Annotated in this window: 24 protein-coding genes and 3 pseudogenes; 7 read left to right on the forward strand and 20 right to left on the reverse strand. The window is 60.3% G+C overall.

Going from position 1 to position 25,611, the window contains the following annotated elements; translation table 11 throughout:
• Nucleotides 1-22 precede the first annotated feature (22 nt).
• Nucleotides 23-784: a glucose 1-dehydrogenase gene (locus AC1RQP_RS10895; RefSeq protein ID WP_188103574.1), complete on the reverse strand. Its 762-nt coding sequence runs from the start codon at nt 782-784 to the stop codon at nt 23-25.
• Nucleotides 785-902: 118 nt separating this feature from the next.
• Here AC1RQP_RS10895 and AC1RQP_RS10900 point away from each other — a divergent pair, with 118 nt between their 5' ends.
• Nucleotides 903-2,291, forward strand: coding sequence for a TetR/AcrR family transcriptional regulator (locus AC1RQP_RS10900; RefSeq protein WP_188103575.1), 1,389 nt, complete (start codon nt 903-905; stop codon nt 2,289-2,291).
• On the opposite strand, the gene AC1RQP_RS10905 is transcribed toward AC1RQP_RS10900, so the two are convergent.
• From AC1RQP_RS10905 to AC1RQP_RS10930, 6 genes are read right to left on the reverse strand one after another with little or no spacing between them, the layout of a single operon-like run.
• Nucleotides 2,288-3,484 carry a phenylacetate--CoA ligase family protein gene (locus AC1RQP_RS10905; protein WP_188103577.1) on the reverse strand — a complete coding sequence of 399 codons (1,197 nt, stop codon included), beginning with the start codon at nt 3,482-3,484 and terminating at the stop codon, nt 2,288-2,290. The genes AC1RQP_RS10900 and AC1RQP_RS10905 overlap by 4 nt on opposite strands.
• 27 nt (nt 3,485-3,511) lie before the next feature.
• On the reverse strand, nt 3,512-4,321 hold the full coding sequence (locus tag AC1RQP_RS10910) for an enoyl-CoA hydratase/isomerase family protein (RefSeq protein ID WP_188103579.1): 810 nt from the start codon (nt 4,319-4,321) through the stop codon (nt 3,512-3,514).
• A 38-nt stretch (nt 4,322-4,359) separates the two neighbouring features.
• Complete coding sequence (locus tag AC1RQP_RS10915) at nt 4,360-5,511, reverse strand: acyl-CoA dehydrogenase family protein (RefSeq protein ID WP_188103581.1); 1,152 nt, start codon at nt 5,509-5,511, stop codon at nt 4,360-4,362.
• Nucleotides 5,504-6,613: an acyl-CoA dehydrogenase family protein gene (locus tag AC1RQP_RS10920; RefSeq protein WP_492936913.1), complete on the reverse strand. Its 1,110-nt coding sequence runs from the start codon at nt 6,611-6,613 to the stop codon at nt 5,504-5,506. Before AC1RQP_RS10920 ends, AC1RQP_RS10915 begins: the two co-directional genes overlap by 8 nt.
• Entirely contained in the window at nt 6,610-7,059 is a 450-nt protein-coding gene (locus tag AC1RQP_RS10925) for a MaoC/PaaZ C-terminal domain-containing protein (protein WP_492936914.1), read from the reverse strand. The genes AC1RQP_RS10920 and AC1RQP_RS10925 overlap by 4 nt, the downstream gene beginning before the upstream one ends.
• Nucleotides 7,056-7,787, reverse strand: coding sequence for a transglutaminase-like domain-containing protein (locus AC1RQP_RS10930; protein ID WP_188103587.1), 732 nt, complete (start codon nt 7,785-7,787; stop codon nt 7,056-7,058). The genes AC1RQP_RS10925 and AC1RQP_RS10930 overlap by 4 nt, the downstream gene beginning before the upstream one ends.
• Before the next feature lie 183 nt (nt 7,788-7,970).
• On the opposite strand from AC1RQP_RS10930, the pseudogene AC1RQP_RS10935 reads away from it, so the two are divergent.
• A pseudogene (locus tag AC1RQP_RS10935) lies at nt 7,971-8,210 on the forward strand (integrase core domain-containing protein); the annotation flags it as partial.
• Nucleotides 8,211-8,366: 156 nt separating this feature from the next.
• Nucleotides 8,367-9,326, forward strand: a complete 960-nt coding sequence (locus AC1RQP_RS10940; RefSeq protein WP_188103712.1) for a LysR family transcriptional regulator — start codon at nt 8,367-8,369, stop codon at nt 9,324-9,326.
• On the opposite strand, the pseudogene AC1RQP_RS10945 reads toward AC1RQP_RS10940, so the two are convergent.
• Nucleotides 9,299-9,445: pseudogene (locus AC1RQP_RS10945) on the reverse strand (DUF2274 domain-containing protein); the annotation flags it as partial. The gene AC1RQP_RS10940 and the pseudogene AC1RQP_RS10945 overlap by 28 nt on opposite strands.
• A 248-nt stretch (nt 9,446-9,693) precedes the next feature.
• On the opposite strand from AC1RQP_RS10945, the gene AC1RQP_RS10950 reads away from it, so the two are divergent.
• Genes AC1RQP_RS10950 through AC1RQP_RS10965 form a run of 4 tightly spaced genes read left to right on the forward strand, consistent with a single transcriptional unit; the run spans nt 9,694 to nt 15,486 of the window.
• Complete coding sequence (locus AC1RQP_RS10950; protein ID WP_492936915.1) at nt 9,694-11,094, forward strand: tyrosine-type recombinase/integrase; 1,401 nt, start codon at nt 9,694-9,696, stop codon at nt 11,092-11,094.
• Nucleotides 11,091-12,899: a hypothetical protein gene (locus AC1RQP_RS10955; protein WP_492936916.1), complete on the forward strand. Its 1,809-nt coding sequence runs from the start codon at nt 11,091-11,093 to the stop codon at nt 12,897-12,899. The genes AC1RQP_RS10950 and AC1RQP_RS10955 overlap by 4 nt, the downstream gene beginning before the upstream one ends.
• Nucleotides 12,896-15,052, forward strand: coding sequence for a hypothetical protein (locus AC1RQP_RS10960; RefSeq protein WP_492936917.1), 2,157 nt, complete (start codon nt 12,896-12,898; stop codon nt 15,050-15,052). Before AC1RQP_RS10955 ends, AC1RQP_RS10960 begins: the two co-directional genes overlap by 4 nt.
• Complete coding sequence (locus AC1RQP_RS10965; protein ID WP_492936918.1) at nt 15,049-15,486, forward strand: hypothetical protein; 438 nt, start codon at nt 15,049-15,051, stop codon at nt 15,484-15,486. Before AC1RQP_RS10960 ends, AC1RQP_RS10965 begins: the two co-directional genes overlap by 4 nt.
• On the opposite strand, the gene AC1RQP_RS10970 is transcribed toward AC1RQP_RS10965, so the two are convergent.
• From AC1RQP_RS10970 to trbB, 12 genes and pseudogenes are all read right to left on the reverse strand, one after another.
• Nucleotides 15,426-15,713 carry a DUF2274 domain-containing protein gene (locus AC1RQP_RS10970; RefSeq protein ID WP_492936919.1) on the reverse strand — a complete coding sequence of 96 codons (288 nt, stop codon included), beginning with the start codon at nt 15,711-15,713 and terminating at the stop codon, nt 15,426-15,428. The genes AC1RQP_RS10965 and AC1RQP_RS10970 overlap by 61 nt on opposite strands.
• A gap of 10 nt (nt 15,714-15,723) precedes the next feature.
• Nucleotides 15,724-15,861 (reverse strand): annotated as a pseudogene (locus AC1RQP_RS10975) (DUF2274 domain-containing protein); the annotation flags it as partial.
• Nucleotides 15,862-15,866: 5 nt separating this feature from the next.
• Complete coding sequence (locus tag AC1RQP_RS10980; RefSeq protein WP_492936920.1) at nt 15,867-17,063, reverse strand: TraB/TrbI/VirB10 family type IV secretion system protein; 1,197 nt, start codon at nt 17,061-17,063, stop codon at nt 15,867-15,869.
• Nucleotides 17,060-17,992: a P-type conjugative transfer protein TrbG gene (trbG, locus tag AC1RQP_RS10985; protein WP_492937143.1), complete on the reverse strand. Its 933-nt coding sequence runs from the start codon at nt 17,990-17,992 to the stop codon at nt 17,060-17,062. Before trbG ends, AC1RQP_RS10980 begins: the two co-directional genes overlap by 4 nt.
• A 50-nt stretch (nt 17,993-18,042) precedes the next feature.
• Entirely contained in the window at nt 18,043-18,723 is a 681-nt protein-coding gene (gene trbF, locus AC1RQP_RS10990; protein WP_492936921.1) for a conjugal transfer protein TrbF, read from the reverse strand.
• The gene (trbL, locus tag AC1RQP_RS10995; RefSeq protein ID WP_492936922.1) at nt 18,723-19,928 is read right to left on the reverse strand and encodes a P-type conjugative transfer protein TrbL; all 1,206 of its coding nucleotides are present in this window, start codon (nt 19,926-19,928) and stop codon (nt 18,723-18,725) included. Before trbL ends, trbF begins: the two co-directional genes overlap by 1 nt.
• Nucleotides 19,929-19,931: 3 nt before the next feature.
• Nucleotides 19,932-20,306, reverse strand: a complete 375-nt coding sequence (trbK-alt, locus tag AC1RQP_RS11000; protein WP_492936923.1) for a putative entry exclusion protein TrbK-alt — start codon at nt 20,304-20,306, stop codon at nt 19,932-19,934.
• Entirely contained in the window at nt 20,306-21,040 is a 735-nt protein-coding gene (gene trbJ / locus AC1RQP_RS11005; RefSeq protein WP_492936924.1) for a P-type conjugative transfer protein TrbJ, read from the reverse strand. The genes trbK-alt and trbJ overlap by 1 nt, the downstream gene beginning before the upstream one ends.
• Nucleotides 21,037-23,478, reverse strand: coding sequence for a conjugal transfer protein TrbE (trbE, locus tag AC1RQP_RS11010; RefSeq protein WP_492936925.1), 2,442 nt, complete (start codon nt 23,476-23,478; stop codon nt 21,037-21,039). Before trbE ends, trbJ begins: the two co-directional genes overlap by 4 nt.
• 8 nt (nt 23,479-23,486) lie before the next feature.
• A complete protein-coding gene (locus AC1RQP_RS11015; RefSeq protein ID WP_492936926.1) occupies nt 23,487-23,750 on the reverse strand; it encodes a VirB3 family type IV secretion system protein in 264 nt (87 codons plus the stop codon).
• A complete protein-coding gene (locus tag AC1RQP_RS11020; protein WP_346362843.1) occupies nt 23,750-24,076 on the reverse strand; it encodes a TrbC/VirB2 family type IV secretion system protein in 327 nt (108 codons plus the stop codon). Before AC1RQP_RS11020 ends, AC1RQP_RS11015 begins: the two co-directional genes overlap by 1 nt.
• Nucleotides 24,073-25,041 carry a P-type conjugative transfer ATPase TrbB gene (gene trbB / locus AC1RQP_RS11025; RefSeq protein ID WP_492936927.1) on the reverse strand — a complete coding sequence of 323 codons (969 nt, stop codon included), beginning with the start codon at nt 25,039-25,041 and terminating at the stop codon, nt 24,073-24,075. Before trbB ends, AC1RQP_RS11020 begins: the two co-directional genes overlap by 4 nt.
• Nucleotides 25,042-25,611 lie beyond the last annotated feature (570 nt).

Below are 25,611 nucleotides of genomic sequence, written 5' to 3' on the forward strand. Positions count from 1 at the left end.
GAGGGCGCCGCCGTCGCGCACGTCATCCATGCATCGTCAGCCCGCCGGAGACCGAAATCACTTGGCCGGTGATGAAACCAGCGTCGTCGGAGGCAAGGAAGCAGATGATCCCCGGGTAGTCGGTCGGTTGCGCGAGCCGCCTCATCGGAATGGAACGCTTGAGACCTTCCGCGATTTTCTCGCCACCTTCGCCCTTTGAGAATTCGGCGAAAAGCGGTGTGTCGGTCGGCCCTGGGGCCACGGCATTGAGCTGTATTCCCTTGCGCGCCAATTCCCGCGCCACTGTCTTGGTGAAGGCAATAATGCCGCCCTTGCAGGCCGAGTAAACAGCTTCGCCTGAGGAGCCAACGCGGCCCGCGTCGGAACTAATATTGACCACGCGCCCGCCTCCGTTTCTAACCATGCCCGGAAGTACCGCGTGATGCATGTTCAGCGGACCGTAGAGGTTAATGTCAATAACCTTTTTCCAAAGTGTCGCGTCGGATTCCAGGAAAAGTCGAGGTACGTCCCAGCCGGCATTGTTGACCAGAACATCGACGGGTCCGACTTTCTCCACTTCGGCCACAGCCGCATCGACTGCCGCACGGTCGGTGATGTCAACGGCGTAGGCAGTGGCTTTGCCACCTGCATCCTTTATGATTTTCACTGTTTCGGCCGCACCCGCGGCATTGATGTCGAAAACGGCGACCTCGCTGCCTTCTTCGGCAAATCGCTTGCAGACCTCGCGTCCGATCCCGCTGCCGCCGCCGGTTACGATTGTCCGCTTCCCTTTGAGCCCGCGCATGGTTATCACCCCTCCCTTCCGCGGATACGCCATCGGTGTTCTACCTTGGCGACCAAATTCTAACGTATGTTAGATTATCGCACTTGCTATTTCGATGTCTAGAGGCAAATTACACAATATGAATTCGCCCTCACCGCAGCTTGGAACTACTGGAAAGAATCATGGCAAGTCGGAGCAGACGCGCGCCCTCATCCTGAGCGCCGCCGCGAAGCTATTTCGAGATGAAGGATACGATGCCACGACGCTCCGCAAGATCGCGAAGGCTGCGCGTATGGAGGCGGGTAGCCTATATTATCACTTTGCGTCGAAGGAGGCGATCTTCGACGAAATCCTTCGATTGGGGGTACGGCACGTTTTCGACGCCGTACAGAAGGTCCGAGAGGATTGCCGGCTCTCCGGCAGGGATTTCCGCCAGACATTCGCCTTGATGATCGACGCGCACTTGACGTATTTCCTGAAAGAAAGTGATTTCACTTCGGCAAATATCCGAAATTACTCGAGGCTTCCTCAGGACATGCGCGTGGCCCATCGACCACTGCGCCAAGCCTACACCTCCGTGTGGGACAATTTCTTGGCAGAGGCTCAAACGGCCGGGGACATTCGGAGCGACATCAAAGTCGTACCGCTGCGACAGTTCGTGCTGGGAGCAATGAATTGGACAGTCGAATGGTATGATGCGACGCGCTATCCCGTAAGCATGCTGTCTGAGCGCTTGTGTAAACTTCTTTTGGACGGAATGTCCATCGCACGCGGCATGCCATTGAAACAGCCAGCTCCAATCGAACTGGAAACCCTGGACCTGATTGATTCCGACGACAGCAAATCATCCCGCACCCGCGTCCAAGTGCTCTCCGCTGCAGCGCGAATTTTTCGCGACAGAGGGTACAAGGCCGCAACAATGCGAGATATCGCGCAAGAAGCCGGCATGGAAGCAGGCAGCATCTATTATCATTTTAGTTCAAAGGATGAGATACTCGACGAAGTGCTCGATATCGGATTGCGAGCGGTCTTGCGCGGAATGTCGGCGACCATTTCGAAGACACATCAGTTTCCCGATCACCGCAGCCGGATCGCCGCCGCGATCCGTACCCATATGGAGTACCTCTTTCGTTTGAGCGAATTTACGTCTGCGAATATCCGCATCTACGGGCAGCTACCCAAGAAGGTGCGAGCACGTCATCAGCCAATACGACACAAATACGCGAACCTTTGGGATGACTGCTTACGCAAAGCGCAGGAAGCGGGTGAGCTGCGCTCCGATATCAAGGTTGTGCCTTTGCGGCAGGCCATGCTGGGAGCGCTCAACTGGACTGTAGAGTGGTTCAATCCCGAAAAGGGCCAACGCGATGGATACTATTCGCTGTCTGAACTGATTGTGATGTTGCAGAGCCTGCTGTTGGATGGCCTTCAGTACGATGCCGGTCCTTCGTTTCATCATCGCGACTTGCCCTCCACGAGCAAACGAACGAGGCGGCGTGCCTTGCGCGCTGGATCTCACGCCGGCTAAGCGTCTTTCTTGTTTACAATCAGCGACGCGTTCTCCTCCAGGATATCGATAAATTCCACGCCATCGGCCCGAATTCGTGCGCTGGTGGCAAAAGCTTCGATGGCGCGTGTTTGGGCCATGATACGATCGGCGCCGGGCTCGGCGACGAGCAAGAGGCGCACGGTATCCCGATCGTTCTCGCATGTCACAACCGCCTGGGCGGCGCGCACGCCCGGGGTCGCGATAACCACCTCTTCGATGGCGCGGGGGTAAACGAAAATCTCGCGGACTTTTACGGCCGCGCCGACTCGTCCCTGCAAGGCCGAAAGACGCGTAACGCGACCATCTCCATCACTCTCAAGAGCGAAGCTGCTATCTCCAGTGCCGAAGCGGATCATCGGCCAGTTGGCATCGCGTGCGGTCACCACGATCTCACCGGTTTCGCCGGCGGCCAAGGGTTCCCCACTGATGGGATCGCAGATCTGCACCACGTGATTGGGATGCACAACATACCCCTCGCCGTCATCCTCATAAGCTACAAGACCCAGATCGGCCGTCGCATAGGCGGCCCAGGTTGTAACACCATAGTCCGCTTCGATACGACGCCGTTTCGCCATCCAGTCGCCCATCTCGCCGCCGAGGAATGCTGATCTGACCTTCCAAGCGTTCCGCCCATACGTCTCGATTACCGCATCCGCCAATGTAAGGAAGAATGCCGTGCTGGCGCAGACCGCGGTAACCCCGGTTTCAACGATGATCTGCGCCTGCAGCTCACGGTTTCCCGTACCACCGGGAATGACAGTCGCGCCGACTGCACGCGCCGCTTCGTCGAACAGAAGACCTGCCGGGACCAGATGATAGGACCATGTGTTCAGGATGAGATCGCCCACCGTGATCCCCGCAGCCTTGAACAGCTCCTCGAGGCCGTGCCCGCCACCTCCCGACAATGAAGGCTCGAAGATCGGTCCGGGCGACACATAGATCCGCGACAGGCTTTCGGGATCGGCTGCGAGAAAGCCTCCGAAGGGCGGATTGTCCCTTTGGAGTGCCAGGAGCTGTTCTTTCTTCAGAACCGGCAGGCGAGAGAGATCCCTCAATGATCTGATGCTTGCCGGGTCGAAATCAGCCGCATCGAAGCGTGCCTTTAGGCCGGGTGCCTTACGTGCCGCCTGGCCATAGGCTGCAGCGATCTCCCGGTAAATCGCGTCGGGCATATGCTTGCTACCTCTCTCCCGCGCAAACTAAATAGGGCAGTCCTTGCGAAAATTCGGAGCGCGCTTCTCCCGATGTGACAGCACGCCTTCCTTGACGTCAGGGCCCATGAAACCCAGCATCTCGAACGCAGTGGAAGCGTCGAAGATTGGCCCGGCCTGGCGCAACCAGTTATTTAGTGAATACTTTGTCCAGCGGATCGCGCTTTGCGCGCCGTTTGCCAACTCGACCGCGGTGTCGAGAGCGACTTGCTGCAGTTGATCATCGTCGACACACATGGATACCAAGCCAATGCGCTCGGCCTCTTCGCCGGAGATTGCCTTGCACGTCAGAAGATAATACTTTGCCTTTGCCATGCCGCAGAGCAGCGGCCAAATGATCGCCGCTACGTCACCTGCGGCAACCCCCAGGCGAGGGTGCCCGTCAACAATCTTGGCTCGCTTGCCTGCGATCGACACGTCAGCCAGAATTCCGACAACGAGCCCCGCACCCGCGGCTGGGCCATTGATCGCCGAGATGATAGGCTTGTTGCAATTGATGATGTTGTAGACGAGATCCTTGGCTTCCTTCCAGGTTCTCATCATTTCGTCGAAGTTGCCCGCTATTCTTTCGATCAGGCTGAAATCTCCTCCCGCCGAAAACGCCTTGCCAGCCCCCGTCACGATAACCGCGTTGATGTTGGGGTCGCGGTCGACATCAATCCACATGTCGGTCATTTGCGTGTGCGTTTCCGCATCCACGGAGTTGAAGGTTTCGGGACGATCGAACGTGATCCGAAGAACACGGTCCGCTGGATGATCGAATTTCAGCCTATTGTACTTGGCGTAGCGTTCAGTCATGACTGTTTTTCCTCCTTTAATGTGTGGGCAACCGGCCTTCACTCAGGCAACCCGAGAACTGCTTTGGACAAGATGTTGCGCTGGATCTCATTCGTCCCCCCGTAGATCGTCGTCGGTCGCGCCTTGTAGAAGTTCGCCAGCACGTCGATACCGACATTGCCAACCTGCAAGGGACCGATCATGCCGCCGTCAGGCCCCGCGGCTTCGATCATCAGTTCGGTAATCTCCTGAAACGTCTCGGTCACCCAGATCTTCAACATCGACACATCCGGGCCGAGCGTCTCGCCTCGCTTGAGTTGGTCGGCGAAGCGGGTATAGAGCGCCGCGTGATCCTCAACATCCAAAGCGACCTTCGCAAAGCGATCGCGGAACACCGGATCGTTGAACATGTAGCGCCCTTGCGCAATCGTCCGTAACTGAACCAGTGCGTTTTGCGCCAGATTGGGCGCACCGATGAAGATTCGTTCGAAGCCGAGCAGGGTCTTGGCCATTGCCCACCCCTTGTTCAGTTCGCCAATCAGGTTCTCGCAGGGCGCGCGGGCATTGTCGAAAAACACCTCGCAGAACTCGTCTTCGCCCGCGAGCGTCGTGATCGTGCGAACTGCGATGCCCGGCTGGTTCATTTCGGCGAGCACGAAGCTGATGCCTTCCTGTTTTTTCGTCGCACGAGGATCGGTGCGCACCAGCATGAAGATGTGTGTGGCGTCATGAGCCATCGTGGTCCAGATCTTCTGCCCGTTGATCACGAAATAATCGCCGTCGATTACGGCACTGGTGCGCAGACTGGCGAGATCGGACCCCGAGCCCGGCTCGGAGTAGCCCTGACACCAGATGTGCTCACAACTCAGGATACGCGGCAGCCAGTAGTGTTTCTGCGCCTGGGTGCCGAACTTGATGATCAGGGGACCAACCATCTGCACACCCATGTCACGGCCCCGGGTCACGCCCCAGCGCTGCTGCTCTTCATAAAAGATAAGCAGCTTCGAAGCTTCCAGACCCATCCCGCCATATTCGACCGGCCAAGCTGGTGCGACCATGCCCTTGGCGTAGAGCTTCTCGTGCCATTGGCGGATCTCGGCGAACTTCGCCCGATGCGGTAGATGGCGTAGTTCTTCGGGATACTCCGTCTCGAAGAAAGTGCGAACCTGGCGGCGGAACGCTTCATCACTCAATGCATTCCAGTCAGTCATCAGCCTTTGCCTCAACGGCATCCATCCACTGAGCCCGGTGGTAAGCCGCGTCCCCGAGCCAGGCCGAAAGCACAAGCGCACGGTTCAGAAACAAACCGATGTCGAACTCGTCCGCATAGCCGACTGCGCCGTGAAGTTGTATCGACTCCCGCGTGATCTTTTTGGCCGTGCTGCAGGCGCGAGCTTTGGCGCGGCTCGCCTCACGCGTGCGCGCGCGCGGATCGGTGCACACATGCATCCGGGCCAGCGCCTCGCTCACCCCCGCCTCGGCCACCTGCTGGCTGACATACAGGTCTGCGGCCCGGTGCTGGATCACCTGAAACGACCCGATCGGTTTGCCGAACTGTTCGCGCGTCTTCACATAATCGAGTGTCAGTTCGAGCGCTTTCGCGCTGACGCCGACCAGTTCGGCGGCGGCGAGCGCCGTGGCGTCGGCGACGACGCCGGACAACGCTTCCGACACCACCGAGCCTTCGGCAAGCACTTTAGCTGGGGCGTCGACAAAGCCGATGTCACAGAGCTGGCTTCCGTCGGACTGTCGTCGCGGCTCCGCGTAAATCCCCTTGCCATCAGCGTCGAGGACAACAAGAACAGGCTGGGAATTGTTTTGCGCCACTACGAGCAGTTGATCCGCGCCGACCGCGCCGGCAACCCAGGCCTTCGAGCCGTTCAGCGCTTGGCCGTCGAAACGGCACGCCATTTGGTCGGGATAACCTCGAGGGCCGCGTTCCTGCCAAGCGAAGGCAGAGGCGATTTCGCCAGTGATCGCCGCAGCGAGCATCGTATCGCCCGGACATACCCGTTGCATCATTCCGATCGCAAGGGCGATGGCTGGCACCACCGGTTCGGGCGCGAGCGCGCGGCCAACCTCCTCCGAAATAACGCCGGCCGCCATAAGGCCCATGCCAAGCCCACTGACCGATTCTGGAGCGGCGACTCCGAGCACACCCGCATCGGCCAACTGGCTCATCACCCGCCGATCCCAGCCATTTTCGCGAGCGTTACGGGCGCGCGCGATGCCGCCCGCGCGCTCCAAAAGTGTGCGCACGCTTGCGCGCAGCATCCGCAGATCTTCCTGTGAATGCGCCCTCACATTGCTCATGACGCTAACATTGTCTTTCGTTTAACCATCGCAGCGGTATCGACGGTCAGCACGGGCTCTCCTGCCATGTTACGCGCTTCGACACGGTAGCCGATGACACCGCGATCGGGCTTGCTTCGGGATGGCCGAATTGCCTGCATTTCTAGCGTGATATCAAGCGGTTCATTCGGCCGTACTGGCATGTTCCAGCACAGCCTCTCGAAACCCAAACCACCGATATTTGCGACCCCCGTCATGAAATCTCGCATAATCGGCCTGAATACGAGCAGAAGCGTCTGGAACCCCGATGCGATCAGACCGCCATGAATTTGCCTGGCATAGTCTTCATCCGTATGCAGCCGCTGCGGATCCCATTCCCTGGCAAACGAAATGATCTCGTCCTTGCTTAAGGGCGGCGTGCGGAACGCAAAGATTTGTCCGACCTTGAAATCCTCTAAGTACGTCACTTGCGATGCCCTTCGTTCATCGAAGTAAAAACATCTTCAGGGCCTTTGGCGTCCTGTCCCGCGATCCGGCAACGGTTAAATTCCTCCAGCCTCGGATAGGTTGCCTTGAATGCAGTCAGGAATTCGTCAAATGGCACGTCCACGTACAAGCCCCGGTCATGAACATATTCCATGTGCCTCTGATTCTTTTCGTCGAACTGATGAAACAGCGCGTCAGATGCCCCGTCGAAGACAAGAGGCTTTACGCCGAAGCGCTTGCACAGCTCCATGTTGAAGGCCGGCGTAACCTTGTAGGGCCTTCCGTCGAGCCACAGCTGCACGTATCCGTGATAGATGAAGAGGTCCGTTTGCATCAGCTCGGTCAGCTTCGGCGTATTCAGATGGTTACGGACGTCGGCGAACCCCAATGCAGCTGGAATCCCAACAGCACGCAAGCAAGCGGTCAGCAGGATCGCCTTGGGCACGCAAAACGCAGACTCCACGCCTGCCACCACACTGGCGCGATAAGCATTGGGGTCCAGTTCAAACGTGTAGGGATCATACCGGATTCCATCGCGCACAGCTTCGAATAGTTGGATTGCCTTTTCCGTGTTGGAAACGCTGGAGCTCAGGCCACGCAAAGCAGACTTTACGAAGGCCCTCACCTCTGCGGCGTCGCTATCGACAAATCTGGTCGGGGACGTGAAGCGCGCCGGATCCGCCAGCGGCTGATGGTTCGCGTTCGACATTTTAATTTCTCTCCAGCGAGCCGCTATTTTCTAACATTCGTTAGATTACCTTCCGTGTCGACGCCTGTCAACGGGCTACAATTTTGCGTGTGAATCGACAGCCTTCGACTGGTTTCTCCTATGAGGGAGCGCAGAACGGCCGACCTTGGTAAAGGTCAGTGTCGCCGCGTCCTGTCGTGGCGGCTGTCGATCACCATGGACGGCAAGGGCGCATGGCGCGACAACGCGTTCGTCGAGCGGCCATGGCGTAGCGTCAAATACGAGGAAGTCTACCTGAGGGCCTATGACAGCGTCAGCGAAGCCCGTGCATCGATCGGCCGCTATCTCGACTTTTACAACAGCCGAAGACCGCATTCGAGCCTTGACGGGATCACCCCCGATCAAGCCTACTTCAACCCGCTGCCCCTCCGCTTGGCAGCCTAACCACGGCATAGGCTCCACTTAGCGACGCGGAAAATCTGTTCAGACAACCGGGACCACTTCAGCTAAACGCCTGAACTACAGCAGACGATCTTTCGCGGAAAACCGCTATATGTCGCCGTGAGCGCCCAGCCGGATAATGCATTTGGAAATTCAAAAATGTTAGTAAGTGGCTCCCTCAAGCTCCCTGCACCAAATCGGCTCTTATCGGTTGATCTGCGGCACCTTAGATTCGCTGTCGCAGCCGCGGATTATGGGAGTTTTCGAAAAGCAGCCGAGAGCCTGGCGGTACGACAATCGACGCTCAGCCGTACCGTTTGCCAGTTCGAACTCTCGATCGGCGTCACACTGTTTGAGCGTTCAAGCGGTGGAGTGAGGTCCACTCCTGCCGGGCGACAAATTCTACGCATGGCAAGAACGATCCTCGAAGAACTTGACGCGCTCCTGGCAACCGCGAAGTCGACGCGTAACGGTGAGAGCGGCCGGCTAGCAATTGGTTTCTGTACATCGCTCACAACCGGCAACCTGAGAGCATCTTTGCTTGATTTTCGGCAGAGATTTCCGCAGATCGAACTTGCCACCGTTGAGCGCAGGCGCACGCGTTTGGCGACCGCACTCCGTAATAGTGTGCTCGATGTTCTAATTCTAACGGGTGGAAGCACATCGTTGCAGGACAGCAAGACAAAATTCCTTTGGAGTGAGCGAGTATTAGTTGTGTTGCCTGAGGACCATCCGCTTTCAGCACAGCAAGTCGTCTATTGGACTGACTTGCGCGATGAAACGATCATATTAAGCGAATACGATCCAGGGCGCGAGATCGAAGACCTGTTGGTTTCGAAGCTTATGTCGCCAGACGATCGCCCAAGGATTGAACGTCATGATATCAGTCGCGGCGTCGTGAAGAGCCTCGTTACAATGAAAGTGGGTATCAGCCTGGTCTTGGAATCAGACATTGGCGCCAATTTCTCAGGTCTGGTGTATCGGGAGCTGCGTGATGGCACTGGGCCAAGTAGATTGGACTATTCAGCATATTGGCAAAGCGATAACGAAAACCCCGCCTTGAATGCTTTCCTCAAGATGCTCTCCGAGCGCTATCCCTCGCCACGCTTAGAGGGGTGACGAGCGCGGCGAGCCTTCAAAAAGCTCCTGTCCGTTGCCATGAACCGCGCCAACATGGGTGCAATGAGTTTGGCTGGATCATTGATCGGCTGACCAGTTTCGCGTGCGAGGATTTCGGCATTATCCTGACTCTATAGGCGCGTCTCACGGGCGTTATGTTTCAACGCCACGCTTCGGGTAATGAGAGCGTGATTCGGGCGACAAGGTGAGGTGGGGGGGGGGGGGGGGGGGGGGGGGGGGGGGGGGGGGGTAGGTNCGTCCCCCCCCCCCCCCCCCCCCCCCCCCCCCCCCCCCCCCCCCCCCCACCACGGAGATTTCCATTCCACAGCTCTATTTCACCGACCTGGGTGCTCTTGGCGGGTCTGCGATGATGACGCACGGTGGAATGCTAGCCTTCTCCGCCGCCGCGATCGCGGCGGCGGAGAAGGCTGGTCTGAGCGAGGGCATGCCCTTCATCCTGGATAATGATGGACGCTACGATGTCGATCTCAATCGGTTTTTTCGCGCCTGCCCTACCATGGGCGTACGTTCGCCGAACAGCCTCCGGGCCTATGGCCGCGATCTTGTGGTCTGGATGCGATTCCTCCGCGAACAGCGCGACGGCAAGTCTGTCTGGGAAGCCGATCGAGACGATGTCGCCACCTATCATGCTGCTCGCCGCCGATCGGCGCCGACGCATCGAATCTCCGCTGCTTCATGGAACCGTGCCGTCGCAGCGTTGGAGAAGTTCTATGCATGGGCGCTCGAAGAGGAGTTGATCAAGACTTCTCCGTTCGGGTCTGGAATGGGCTGGCGGCGGATTCAGCGTGGCCGCCTTGTGCCAGTGAAGACCATGCGGGCACGCGAACCGGGTGCAAGGTGCGGCGATGTTCGGTTCGTCAGCCTCGATCATTTCCTGCTCTTCAGGGATGTAGGCCTACGCGGTCGTGACCCCGATGGATGTGAGGATTCCGCATGGAGCGGACGTCATGGTGAGCGCAATGCCCTGTTCGCGGAGCTGCTGGTTACGACCGGACTCCGACTGGACGAAGCAGCGAGCCTGCTCGCGATAGAGATGCCTACGCCGGATCGGATGCCCGCAAAACAGCGATCGCTCTCATTCCGCCTTCCGGCTGCAATCGCCAAGGGTGGACGAGCGCGAGAGATCAGGCTGCCGGTTCGTCTTCTGCGCCGGCTCGCTGATTACAGAGCGATCGAGCGAGCCAACGCCCTTGGCAAGCGCCGTGTGATCCTGCCCAGGCCAATCATAGGCGTCGACACCACCCGCACCACGATCGGCATCGTTGGCAAAGACGGTCAGCCCCGCGCTGTCCGCCTGGATTTGCTTGGCCCCACAGAGCGCAAGCGACTCGTCACGCCGGCGGGCGAGCCGATGGCGCTATGGCTCAATGAGGTGGGGAGTCCGATGACTGCCGAGGCTTGGGCGGCGGCATTTCGGCGCGCGAGCGCGCGGTGCCGCAATCTGGGTATCGATCTCAACGTCACCCCACACGCCCTGCGCCATACTTTCGCGGTTTACATGCTATCCATGTTAATCCGCGAGCAAATCGGAGCCGTGTTAACCGACGGTCGTCCCAGCGAGCCAGGTTCTGCCGCCTACCGCCGCATGATTGGCGATCCATTGCAAAAGCTGCAGCGTCTCTTGGGACACGCCAGCATCACCAGCACGTATATCTATCTCGACAGTTTGGAAGAGAGTCGCGCGCTCGTCGAAGCCGCTGCCGAGCGTTGGAGTGAGGCGCTTGACGCTCCGATGGGTATGTCGTGAGCGGCAGGAGGGCGAGCTTTCCTGCAGTCGAGACGGCCGCGCCAAGGCCTCTTGGGACAGCTCGCTTTGATATCCCAGTCGAGGACGGCAAGCATGTCGTCGTCACGCTCAATGACGCCTCACGCTCTCGGCTCGTACGTGCCCTCGGCTCGGCACTCCGCGACAGTCTGACCGCGCCGGGTGTCGTCTGCACGCCCACCAAGGTGCGCACGCATGTCGATCAGCTCCGCCGGTTTCTGTATTTCCTGGACGATGCGGGTGAAGCCGTTGACCGGGTAGAGGCGATTGAGCCCGCGCTGCTCGATCGCTATGAGGTCTGGTTGAAGCGGCACACCTATGCGGGCGCCATCTATCGCCGCCATCTGCTGGCTCGCCCTATAGCGCTACTGCGGCGGATCGAGGAGTCGAAGCCGGGTACCCTTCTGCCAGCGCTGTTGCCACGCCTGACGTATCTCAGCCTCGATCCCTACAAGAACAGCCGCCCACGCGACGCCTATAGCGGCGCGATCGCCGCGAGGATTCGACGCGCGGCGCGGCGCCAAGTCGTAGAGGCGGCGCGGCGGATCGCGCGCGAGGGCGAACTGCCGGCGCCCCCTCCCGGTCTTCATCCCGTCGTGAGAGACAAATACCAGGTGCTGGTTGACGCCATCGCCAGAGATGGCTGGGCGGCCTCCAAAGAGCCGATCTTTGACAGTATGCGGCAATGCGCGATTTATCACGGGGCGGCGCGACGCAAGGATTTGAGTTGCGCGGCGACACATGCGCGCTTTTATCTGACGGCTATCGATGTTGTCGCGTTCATTATCCTCCTGTCGCTCGGAACCGGACTCGAGATCGAGTGCTTGCGCGAGCTGAAGGCCGACTGTCTGAGGAACCCTGCCAGGGGTTTTGTCGATATTGCCTATTTCAAGCGTCGTGCCCATGGCGCCGAGTGGAAGGTGCTAAGGGTACGCGATGGCGGGACGACCACGCCCGGAGGCCTCGTCCGCCTTGCATTGGCGCTCACGGCCAGAGCACGCCGACGCGTGGAGACCGATGAGCTTTGGGTCTGGGGATGCGTTCATGGTCTCATTGCCGGCGTGGCGCGTGGCAACTTCATGGCGCGTTATTTCATGCGTCAGCACAATCTCGTGGACGACCGAGGTCGTGCCCTCCATCTTGAGCTCTCACGGTTGCGCAAGACCTACAAGGCCGAATGGTATGTGAAGACGGGCGGCCAACTCGAGACGTTCGCGCAAGGTCACAGCGTCGAGGTCGCCGCGGAGCACTACGCCGATATTCCCGCGCTCAGAACGATCCATGAAGCCACCATTGCCGCTGCGATCGAGGACGCGATGGCACCTGCGCGCAGAGAACCATGTATTCTCACTCCCAAGCAGGAAGCGGCGATCCGTCACAATCCTTGCAGCCGCAAGCTGCCGTCAGCGCTCGCTGCCGATGCGGTCGTTCCCGTTCTCGATGGCGCACAGGATGTCTGGCTGGCCGGCTGCGCTGGCTTCTATGATAGCCCTTTTGGTACGAAGGGCGAGGCCTGTCCTTCGCCATTCTGGAGCTGCCTCGACTGCGGCAATGCCGTCATCACTGCGCGCAAACTTCCGGCGCTGATCGCCTTTCTGGGCTTCACGACGGCGCAGCGGGAGTCACTGGCCGAAGCCGATTGGGAGGCCAAATTCGGGCAGTCCCATCGACGTATCCGCGACCAGATCATACCGGCTTTTCCGAAGGCGGTGGTCGCTGCCGCCCGTGACGCGGCCAAAGCAACACCCGGTCTGATCTATCTGCCGCCGGAGGCGAGCGCGATATGACCGCTCTGCAGGCCGCTCTGTCCGACAGCTGGACCATCACCTCGCGGATTCGGCGTAACGACGAACTGGTGCTGGCGACGCAGGTGCTGAAGGCGGGAATCAACGAGACCACGCTGTCGCGTTTCGCTGATGACCGCTGGGATCTTGCGCCGGCGATATTTCGCGAGAACGTCCCGCGCTCCGTTACGGTCGTCAATTTCACAGCGCTTTACGATCCGTTGCAGCGCCTCACTGCCAAGGAGTTTCTCTGGGCGCGGCTGAACGAGCCGTCGCCATGTCCGACGCAGGCACGGCTCGCGCCGACCTCTGCCCGCGCGACGTTGGCCGACCTCACAAAGTTCATGGTGTTTGTCTCCCGCCATCTGGGCGTCTTTGCTCTCCACAAAGTTGATCAGGCATTGCTCGATGCCTATCTCACTGAGCTTCGACGAGAGCAAAGCCGAACCCCCGACCGGGTCGCTCACCTGCTCAATACACCCATCGACCTCGATCGGTATTCGCCATTTCTGACGCTCGGCGGCCTTTCTTGCCGACCGTGGCGAGGTCGGCCCGCCGTCCGGATCGCAGGTCTATCACCACAACCGCAATCGGCCGATAATCGCACACCCCGTATTCCTGAGCCGGTGATCGCTGCCCTGCTACGTTGGTCGTTGAAGTATATTGAGCACTTCGCGGCGAACGTCTTCGCCGCTCGCGCCGAGTACGAGGCGCTTGAACAGAATGCAGTTCATGGCAACAAACGGGAGGCGACGCCGACACTCCTCAATCGCATAGATGCCTACATTGGCCGCCGCTGCGCCGAGGGACGCGGTATTCCGGTCTCAGAGCATAACCGAGGCGGCCGGCCGCAAGCCGCGGGCAATGCGGCCGAGACCAGCATCAACTTTCATCTCATTGCCCTTCAGCTCGGCTGCGACGCGCGTTTTCTAATCGGCCGCCCAACCCTCCGGGAACGATTGGTGCGCGCCGTCGAACGCCTCGGCGCAGAGATTGGCGGCATGGATTGTCCTATCTCGGTCAACCCCGACACAGGCCTGCCCTGGCGCGCACGGTTCGACGAGCGCAGCCTCGCCGAAGAGGAACGGATGCTGCTGGCCGCCGCTTATGTCGTCTGCGCCTATCTGACCGGCATGCGCGATAGCGAGCTGCAGGCGATGCGTGTCGGTTGTCACTCGATATCCAACAGTGCAGACGGGATCGTCGAACGACACCGTATCAAAAGCATTACTTACAAGGCGCGGGACCGAAGCGGCGAAGAGGCTGAGTGGGTAACGGTCGCCCCAGTCGCACGCGCGATCGAGATCGTCGAACGCCTCACGGCGCCACATCGCAAGGCCCGCGGCACAGACACCATCTGGCAAACTCTCTCGATGGCGGGCGGGGAACATGCAGAGCTGTGCGGCAATGTGATCCGCCTTCTCAACGATCTGCGCGACCATCTCGACAGCTTTTCGTCCGATGGACCGGCAATTCCCCATGTCGAGGGCCGACCGTGGTGGTTCACGCCGCGGCAGTTTCGCCGGACACTCGCTTGGTACATTGCGAACCGCCCGTTCGGCACCGTTGCAGGCAAGATTCAGTACAAACACGCTTCGATTGCCATGTTCGAGGGCTATGCGGGGTCGATCCCCTCTGGCTTCCGCCGCGAGGTTGAGCAGGAACGCGCGCTCGGCCAGCTCGATGATGTCGTTGAGCACTACGAGGAAGCGATCCGGCGCGGCCTTCCGCCAGCCGGCCCTGCCACAGCACGTCTGCGCGGCGAGTTCGCGCGCATCCGCGACGAGCTCGGTGATTTTCCCGGCCATATTGTCGACGCCCAGCGCCTCCGCGCAATGCTCGCCCATCTCGGCCGCTCGCTGCATGTGGGTCTCCTGGCCGACTGCTTCTTTGATCCTGACACGGCGCTCTGTCTCGACCGGGAGGGCGCGACTCCAGACCGAAGCGCTCCCGCACTTTCCCATTGCCGGCCGGATCGCTGTCCGAATGCCTGTATTACCCGCCGTCATCTGGCGCCCTGGCAGATGTCGATCGCCGAGGGCGAAGAGATGCTTCGGACGAAGCGTCTCTCATCGCTTCAACGCCAACTCATCGCCGACGATAACGAACGCAAGCGTCAACTCATCGCGCCGCTTCTTGATGGACCACCGGAATGACGAAGCCGATCAGTGGAGCTGCCCACGCGGCTATCGAAGCTGCAATAGCGCGGCTGCTCTCAACAGTCGATGACCGGGCAACACTCACCATCGCCCGGCTTGCATCGGATGCCGGCGTGTCGCGTGCGACGCTTTACCGGGCGCCAGAGCTGCTCGACAGATTTCGTGCTGCGCTGGAACAACGCAATCGTGAAGACGAGACTGCGCTTCCAAACCCAGACCGGCTTAACCAACTCGAAGCAGAGATTGCCACGTTGCGCGGTCGGGAGAGCGATGAGATGCGTGACTTGCGACTCTCCAACCGCAACTTGGCTCAGCACATTCAAGCACTCAGCCTGCTCGTCCGCGAGCAGCAACAACAAATCGCAAAGCTTCAGCTTGAGCTTTCGGAATCCGCGCGTGTGGTGCCGCTGGTTGGACTGGCGCGACGCTGACCGCGTTGCGCTTGCTTCGTCCGTTTTCGACGGCTGCGCCAGCCGCGATCAGTGCGGATAAATGTTTCGAGCATGTGCGGAATCAAAGCTGCGGTTTCGACGGGTTCGTAGAGCCTGCTGTGCTCGGCCGCATACGCATCGAGCTCTTCCTTGAGTGGTTCGGAGAGCACAATGGTGAGCCGCGCCGTGCCTTGCTTGGGCAGCCGGCCGAGTTTCAGATCAGCCACGGTTCGTCACCTCCGATGCTGCTGAGACATGTTGACTGTTCAGATAATCGGCATAGGCGACAAGGTCCCGATGTACGCTCGCTGGCAATTCGTGTGTGAGTTTAACCGGCTTATCGTCCTCGATCGCTCCGAGTCTAAGCTTAGCCATCGCTCTCATCCTCTGTACGGCTCGAGCACAAGATCGCGGTTGACTATCACAGTGACTGGAAATCCCGGTCTGATAGATAGCGTTGGCTGAACGTTGAGATTTCGACGGACAACCTGTTGTCCTGTTTGGTTGAGCGAATTAGCCGCGCCCAGCCGAAGGGCTTGCAGAAGCGCTGTGTTGCTGCCGCTGTCAGCGCCGGACCCAAGTTCCGAACCGACGCCGAGCAACGTCGACAGAGCGGCAGCTCCGAACAGCTCTTTCCAATGATTGTCGACCTCATCCTCGAGACCGGAATAGCCACCTGCGTCAGCACCCTGTTGCCGTTCCAATACAATCGAGCGACCATTCGGCATAATGAGCCGAGTCCACACCAAGAGTACCCGAGATTGGCCGAATGCGATTTGGCTGTCGTAAATGCCAATTAATCTCGCTCCCTGAGGAATTAAGCGGATACGGCCAGAAGGCGTATCATATACCGTCTCGATGACCTGCGCGGTGATTTGTCCCGGTAGGTCGGAGCGAACGCCCGTGATTAGGGCCGCTGGAATGATCGTCCCTGCCTGGATGACAAAGGGTGATGCGGGACGTGAAAGCCGATCAGGTGCCGTTGTTCGTCGATCGACGGGAGCATTGACGAACAGTAGTTTACGATCCTGCCCGTTCTGCGTGAAGGTTTCATCGGAAGGAGATGCAGCGTTGGTTGGCGTTTCCTTCGACTGCGGTTGGGCGACCGGCGCCGTTGTCGACGCAAATACTTTGCTGGTCCGCGCTGCCTCGGTCTCTCGGTTGGCACGTTGTTGTTCGGCATCCAGACCGATCGACGCAGGTTGCCCTTCAGTCGAAACGACGGGGCGCGCCAGTCCGCTCGGCAGTGGCTGTCCTATTTGTGGAACATCACGGGCAATCCTTGCGTAGTCCCGCGGCAACGTCGTCAGGCCGTCTGCAATAGTGTGATGATCCGTGCTGTAGAGTTCATCCGGAGATGGATTGTGCGGTTGATTACTCTTCAACGCCCATAGCACCGCTCCTGAGATGAGCAGCAAAGCCAGTGCAGTGCCGCCGGCAAGGACCTTCCTTGAGAGACGTGTAATCCTTGGACGCTCGGCTCCTAGACGCAGGGCTTGTGTGCCTTTCTCGGGCGATGACGGCCCCCGTGATACTGATACCGGACCCCCATTGGGGTCCGAACCATTGTCATTCACGATGGCCTCCCGTCATTTCTGATGATCCGGACCTTCTGCTGTTTCTCGCCGCCGAGACGCAGTTCGGCCGCCGCGAAGAGACGGTCGGCAATCAGGACATTTCTGTAGACGCGATAATTGACGAGCTCGGGCTTACCGTCCTGGCCGATGACGAACAGCGGCGGCATTTCGCCCTGGGAGATGCCGGGCGAGAATTCGATATAGACTTTGCGGCCGTCGTCATAGGCATTCACCGGCCGCCAGGGCGGCTTGTCGCCCTCGATGACGTAGCGGTAGCGGCGCTCACTCATCTCCGGGATGAACGGTGTTAGAGGCAGAGCTTTCGAGCGACCACTTCGGTCTTCGGGATAGAACCAGGCGACCGACGGCATATAGAGCTTTTCGCGAGAGCGAAGTTCGATCAGGTACGTGCGCCGATCGGTATTGACGACAAGATTGGTCTCGATGGCGGGTCGTGTCGGCTTCACCATGATGTGGACGCGCCTGGTGTCGCCGCTGCCGCTTTCGGTGTCACCGACGATCCAGCGCACGGTGTCGCCGGCAGCCAGCGGCCCTGAACCGGTCAGTTGCTCGCCTGGCTCGAGCGCAATATCCGTGATCTGCCCTGGCGAGGCATAAATCTGATAAAGCGCGCCGGGACTAAAGGGAAAGACCTGGACGGCGTTGAAATATCCCGCGCGCCGGGGCTGGACGCGCGCGACCTCGTTGGCAATCTCGATGCGATCGCTGGGGTCCTTGGCTTCCGTTTCACCCTTGTTGCCGCCGCGGGACGGCGTCCACGCTGGAGGGACATTCAAGGGTTTCGCGTGCTCGTCCAACGGCATCGGTAGATCGGGGGACGGCGGTAAGTCATCGTCGTAACTGATCTGTGGTGGCTTGAAGGTCGTGCAGCTGGAAAGGGCGACCGTCAGCAGAAGGGCGAGATGCACAGGCTTGCGATTGAAGCTTGATGCCGGCGACGAGAGTGCAAGGTTTCTCACTAGCCGAGCTCCTTCGACCAGTTGATGGAGTTGACGTAAATACCAAGCGGGTTCTTGCGCAGCCGGTCAGCATCACGTGGGGTTTCGATGACGATGGAGATGATCGCCGTCCAGCGCTCGATCGCAGCGAGCTGACCGCTGTCGTAGCGGCGTTCGGTCCATGCGACCCGAAAGCTATTCGGCGAGGCGCGTATGACGCTGGAGATCTCGACCGCAACCTGAGTGTTGCCGAGCTTGGCAAAGGGGTCGTTGGTGCGCGCATAATCATTCAGAGCCGCGGCGCCTCGATCGGTCGTGAAGTCGTAGGCACGGAGCCAATCCTGCCGTAGCACGATGGCGTCGGTCGGCAGACCTCGCACATCTTCGATGAAGCGCGCGAGGTGGAACGCGATTTGCGGATCGGTCGGTTGATAGAAGGGGCTCGCTGGCGCGACGGCCTGGGCCTGACCGAGATGGTCCACCTCCACGACCCAGGGTGTGATCGTGCCTTGGGTAGACTGCCAAACGAGAGCCGCGGCAAGCCCGCCCAACAACAATAGGGATCCGAACGCCATCAGTCGCCAGTTCCGGGCCTGGATGCGCGCCGAGCCAATGCGCTCGTCCCAGACCTGCGCTGCTTTCTGGTAGGGCGTCACGGCTTGCGGCGTACGGCCGTAATGCACGGAGGGTCGTCTGAACATCAGTGCCCTCCCTCGGAGAGATCGACCGAGGATCCGCCACCGGCACCATCACCACTGCGGACGGCCTGGATAGCGGCGGACACACCCTGGTTGACGCTCTGCGCGCGCTTCATGCGACGCGCCCATGCCGGAGCCCCCTCCGCCGGTGGCGAACCACCTCCAACTCTGGCCGCCAAGCGACGCAACGGGCTGACGACGGCCGAGCCGCTCGCGCTTGCAACCCCGCTTAAGCCTCCAGCCCGATAGGCGCTTGCTGTTCCGCTCGCGACCGTCGCCGCACCACGCGCTCCGCCCAGGAGCGCGCCACTGGCGAGGCCAACGCCACCGGCTGCAAGACCTGCTCCTGCAACAACGGCGCCTCCAGCAGCCAGACCGGTCCCAACCGCGGCACCGGCAGCAAGCTGCGGTCCGCCGGCCACGACGCCGTTGGCGATTCCCGGTCCAAAGATACCGAGGCCGAGAAGGGAAAGCGCCCCCAGCACTAGCGCCATGGCTTGATCGATGGTCGGCTGGTTGCCGCTAAAGCCGGCGGTGAATTGCGCAAACAACGTCGAGCCGATGCCGACGATGACGGCTAGCACCAACACCTTGATGCCGGAGGAGATCACGTTGCCCAGTACCCGCTCGGCGGCAAAGGCGGTCTTGCCGAACAGCCCAAACGGAATCAGCACGAAGCCCGCGAGCGTTGTCAGCTTGAACTCAATGAGGGTGATGAAGAGCTGAATCGCCAGAATAAAGAAGGCCAACAGCACGACGATCCAGGCAAACAGCAAAATCGCGATCTGCGCAAAATTCTCGACAATGCCGACATAGCCCATCATGCTCCAAATCGACTCGAGGAGCGGCCGCCCGGCATCGAGCCCGACTTGGGCAATCTTCCCGGGTCTCAGGAAATCGGCCGAGGAGAGACCAGTACCGGAGGCTTTCAGCCCCAAGCCGGCAAAACTCTCGAAGATGATACGCGCCAGGCTGTTCCAGTTACTGATGAGAAACGCGAACACACCGACGAACAAGGTCTTCCTGACGAGGCGGGCCAGAATGTCCTCGTCGGCCCCCCAGGCCCAGAACAGGCCCGCCAATGTGACATCGATTGCGGCCAGTGTGCTGGCAAGGTATCCGACCTCGCCTCCGAGCAGCCCGAACCCGGAGTCGATGTAACGGGTGAATGTCTCCAGAAATTGATCGATTATCCCCGTGCCACCCATGGATCATTCCTTTTCGTTCTGCTGAATCGAAGGGACGCCAGACGGCAAGCGGCTCTGATCCTTCGGCGTCACGAACAGGGAAGATCCCGCTTGGGGCATCCGGCTATCGGATGGTGCTGGAGCTGTCCTTCCCAAGAATTGGCGGCGCTTCTCGGCCCAAGCCTTCCGGCACTCAGTGAGAGCATCTTTCTGCTCATGGGTTACCGAGCGGCACTCCGCGAGCTTTGCCGCCAAGGGATCAGGGGACGTGCTGCCGGGCTCCAGCATCTTGGCCTGCTCTTCGCCACCGCGAAGCGGGATGGTGCAGGCTGCGATGGCGAGCGCGACAAGCGCCAATGCCGCGACAAATGGAATGCGATCGGGTTTCTGCGTATTCATCAGTGAAACATCTGCACGGTTGTGGGTTGATAGCCGGCGCCTGGCGTCAGGAAGCGGCGCAATTGCTCCCTGCTTTGGTCCTGGGCTGCGGCATGCTGCGCGGACTCCAGGTTTTGCGCGCGCCCATGGGCTGCGACGACGGCAGTGAGATCCGCGAGTTGCTGTGCTGCCAGCGCCAGGAGCTGGTTGCCCGCCTGACTTGCCTGCAAGGCACCGCTCGCCCCTTGGCTCGAGGTGACAAGCGCGGACATCTGGGTGCGATGGGTATCAAGGTTGCCGACGACCGTGGCCTGCGTCCGCATGGCGTCCTGGAAACCCGACATCGCGTTCTGCCAACGCGATTGAGCATTTGCGATCAACGCCTGGTCGGAGACGCTGGATGATGCGGGTGCATAGGTCGTCGAGAACGCACGATCGATCTGCTGGATGTCGTAGGCGATGTGCTGGGCCTGGGCGAGAAGCTGCTGGGTCCGCAGGATCGACTGCTCCAATTGCGGCAACGACGAGAACGGCAACGTCGCCAGGTTCCTTGCCTGGTTGATCAGCATCTGCGCCTGATTTTGCAGAGAGACGATCTGGTTGTTGATCTGCTGCAGGGCGCGAGCTGCAGTCAGGACGTTCTGCGCATAATTGTTGGGATCGAATACAACCGACTGTGCCGAAGAAGGCTTGAAGTCGACGGTGACGGTGATCGCGATAATGCTGGCGAAGGCGAGACGGCGGAGGCGGGTCATTTGGATGCCTCCAACTCAGGCAGATGGGGGATGAGGTCGGTCGCCCAGGCGATGTCGCGCGCCTTCAGCCAACCGGACACAAAGCCGTCGCGGCCATGATCGGTAAGGACCTGCTCGATCAGGAGTTGGTCGGCCTTGGAGGACGTCGCGGTGAAGGCGAGTGCGACCTCGCCAAGGCCGAGCTCGAACAGTCGATTGCCGCGACGCGACTGGCAGTAGTAGTCCCGCTTCGGGGTGGCGCGCGCAAGGATCTCGATCTGGCGATCGTTCAAACCAAAGCGTCGATAGATCGCCATGATCTGCGGTTCGATGGCGCGGTCGTTCGGAAGCAGGATTCGCGTCGGACAGCTCTCGATGATCGCTGGCGCGATTGCCGAACCGTCGATGTCCGCGAGCGATTGGGTTGCGAAAACGACCGAGGCGTTCTTCTTGCGAAGCGTCTTCAACCACTCCCGCAGTTGACCAGCAAATTCCCGGTCATCGAGCGCCAGCCACCCTTCATCGATGACGAGCAAGGTTGGCCGACCATCAAACCGTCCCTCGATGCGGTGGAACAGATAGGAAAGGACGGCTGGCGCAACTGCCGTACCAATCAAGCCATCGGTCTCAAAGACCTGAACGGAGCCTTCGCCAAGACGCTCGAACTCTGCATCAAGAAGTCGGCCGTACGGCCCACCGAGACAGTAGGGCTGGAGTGCGCGCTTGAGCACATTCGACTGAAGAAGCGCGCAAAGGCCCGTCAAGGTCCGCTCCGGAATTGGCGCGGAGGCTAGCGAGGTCAACGCCGACCAAAGATGCTCCCGTGCTTCCGGCGTGACTTCGATTCTCTCGCGGCCGAGGATCGTGCTAATCCAGTCTGCTGCCCACGCACGCTCGGACGAATCATCGATCGCGGCGAGCGGCTGAAGCTCCACAAATTCCGTCGATTCGCCCGAGAGCACACCGCCGATGTCATGCCAATCGCCGCCCATGGCGATGGTGGCGGCGCGCACAGAGCAACCAAAGTCAAAGGCGAAGATCTGGGCGTTCGGATAGCGGCGAAACTGCAGCGCCATCAACGCCAGCAATACGGATTTGCCGGCTCCGGTCGGTCCGACCACCAATGTATGGCCGACATCGCCGACGTGCAGTGAGAAGCGAAATGGAGTGGATCCTTCCGTCTTGGCCAAGAATAAAGGTGGAGCCTTGAAATGATGGTCCCTCGCCTCCCCGGCCCATACCGCGGACAGCGGAATCATGTGCGCCAGGTTCAAAGTGGAGATCGGCGGCTGCCGGACGTTGGCGTAGACATGTCCGGGGATGCTACCGAGCCAAGCCTCGACCGCATTGACCGTCTCCGTCATGCAGGTGAAATCACGCCCCTGGATGACCTTTTCCACAAGGCGGAGCTTCTCGTCAGCAGTCGCAGGATCGCCATCCCAGACCGAGATGGTCGCCGTCACGAAAGCTTCCCCGATCTGGTCGGAGCCCAACTCCTGCAGCGCTGCGTCGGCGTCCATGGCCTTGTTGTGGGCATCGGTATCAAGGAGCGCAGACGTCTCGTTGGTCATGACCTCCTTCAGGATTGCGGCCACCGATTTCCGCTTGGCGAACCATTGCCGCCTGATCCTGGTCAGAAGTTTCGTTGCATCGGTCTTGTCGAGCATGATCGCGCGGGTCGACCAGCGGTAGGCGAACGGAAGGCGGTTCAGGTCATCGAGAATTCCGGGCGTCGTCGCCGTCGGAAACCCCACCACTGTCAGGACTCGCAGGTGCGCTGACCCGAGCATCGGCTCGAGACCGCCTGTCAGGGGCTGATCGGCAAGCAGTGCGTCGAGATACATGGGTATTTCGGGCACCCTGACCCGGTGCCGTTTGGTCGAGACCGTCGAGTGCAGGTAAGTCAGGGTCTCCTCGTCGTCGAGCCAGGCGCATTCCGGCATGAAGCTTTCGACGAGCTGCAGGACGCGGCTGGTACGATCGATAAAACCGCGAAGGATCTCGCGCGCATCAGCGTCGACGGTGCGGTTGCTACCCTCGTAAAGCAACCGTTCTGCCTTCGCGGTCCCTTCGGCCGGCGGCAGATAGAGAAATGTCAGAAAATAGCTCGACTCGTAGTGGGTACCGGCCTCTTCGAACTGCGCTTTCCGTTCAGCATCGACCAGAGAGGAAGCCACGTCGGGAAACGTGTCGGGCGGATAGGTTCCTGCCGAATGACGTTGCGCCTCGACAAAGATTGCCCAGCCGGATTCCAGGCGCCGCAATGCGTTGTTGAGACGGCCCGCAACGGCAACGAGTTCGGCCGGCACCGCGCTGTCGAGGTCCGGTCCCCGAAATTTTGCCGTCCGCTGGAATGACCCATCCTTGTTCAGGACGATCCCCTCATCGACCAGTGCCGCCCATGGCAGAAAATCGGCAAGCCGGGTATTGGAACGGCGGTATTCGGCGAGATTCATCATGGAAGACCTCACGTGTTGAGATGGCCGGGGATGCGGAGATGTCGGCGAACGACCTCGACGAAGTCAGGGTCGCGTTTGGCCGCCCAGACCGCGGCCATGTGGCCGACGAACCAGAGCAGGAGGCCCGCGAGCCAGAGGCGTAAACCAATGCCGAGGGCCGCCGCGAGCGTGCCGTTGAGAATCGCGATCGAGCGCGGCGCACCGCCCATCAGGATCGGCTCGGTCAGCGCGCGATGGACCGGCGCTTCAAAGCCTGGGATCTGCGAATCCATCAGATCACCACCCCGCCGCCAAACGAGAAGAACGACAGGAAGAAACTCGACGCGGCGAAGGCGATCGACAGGCCGAACACGATCTGGATCAATCTGCGGAAGCCACCCGACGTGTCGCCGAATGCGAGCGACAGTCCGGTGACGATGATGATGATGACCGCGATGATCTTGGCGACCGGCCCTTCGACCGATTGCAGGATCTGGTTGAGCGGTTGCTCCCACGGCATATTGGAGCCGGCGGCGAATGCCGGACTGGCGGCAAGACAGGCGGCGACGGATACCCCGGTCGAAACGATCCTTCGCTCAAACGACGAAATCACACTCATGTTTTGTCCCCCATTGTGGTGAGGCTGTAGTCACCGGAAGACCCGATGCCTGTGACGCTGGCGAGCTCGGCCAGGCGGCGATCTGCGCCGCGACCGGAAAGGACGGCGATGACGTTGATGGTCTCCGCAATCAGGGCACGCGGGACGGTGACGACGGCTTCCTGGATCAGCTGCTCGAGCCGGCGCAATGCTCCGAGCGCGGTGCCCGCATGGATGGTGCCGATGCCACCCGGATGCCCGGTGCCCCAGGCCTTGAGCAGGTCGAGAGCCTCCGCACCGCGCACTTCTCCGATCGGAATGCGATCGGGTCGCAGACGCAGCGAGGAGCGGACCAAATCCGACAGCGAGATCACGCCGTCCTTCGTGCGCAGCGCCACGAGATTCGGGGCCTTGCACTGAAGCTCTCGGGTGTCTTCGATGAGGACGACCCGATCGGAGGTCTTGGCAACCTCGGCCAGCAGCGCATTGGTCAGCGTCGTCTTGCCGCTCGAAGTGCCGCCGGCGACAAGGATGTTGTGGCGCGTTGCAACGGCTTCCTTTAACGCGCCAGCCTGGCCGGAGGTCATGATCCCTTTGGCGACATAGTCGTCCAGCGTGAACACCGCGACGGCGGGCTTGCGGATTGCAAACGCCGGAGCCGTTACGACCGGCGGCAACAGACCCTCGAAACGCTCCCCCGTCTCGGGCAACTCGGCTGAGACGCGCGGGTTGCCTGCATGAACCTCAGCGCCGACGTGATGGGCTACCAACCGAACGATGCGCTCCCCGTCGGGAGCAGAGACGACCTCTCCAGTGTCTGCCAAGCCGCTCGATAGCCGGTCGATCCACAGCCGGCCATCGGGGTTAAGCATCACCTCAATGACGGCCGGATCTTCAAGAAAGCGCGCAATCGCGGGACCGAATGCCGTGCGCAGCATGCGCGCGCCGCGCGAGATTGCTTCTGACTGAAAGGAATGGACTGCCATCGCTGCCCCCAACAACGGAGGTCGCTTTAGGCGGCCTCAGATGGGGATGATTAGAAAAGGCAGAAAACAGCTTCGCGCAACAAGTGGCTGACCTTGCTCGCAGCGTGGCGTACGAAAAGAAAGATTGGGATCTACCGTAGACTCTGGCGCAACGATTCCGCGGCATGTGAACCACGTGAACCACCTGCCCATGGGTTAGCGTCTATTGCTTGAGCAAACAACCACGCAGCGTGGCGTTATGAGCTTGACTTGCTCCGATGTTCGCGTGTCGGATAAGACGGAAAGCGGCAATGCCGCCTCGCACTGCGCACGTCCACGCAGGCCTAGCTCGGCGCAACCGGCCCCTGGCATCGTTGGGACGGAAAGCCACAATGGGCTATAAGTAACCGAAATCGCTTTGCTTCCTCGACTTCGAGGAAAAGAGGTTCGTTGGTCGTCTCCAACTTCATCGCGAAGGCGACAAATGGTGACGATTCAGGTTCAAGTTCGACGTACCATGCCCGGTCAGGGGTCGCGCAGAGGTCCTGGAGGCGAATATTTTGCCGCATTCAGCGTCTGGGCCAACGTCTC

The sequence above is a fragment of the Bradyrhizobium sp. GW821-FHT13H06 genome (assembly GCF_058803975.1).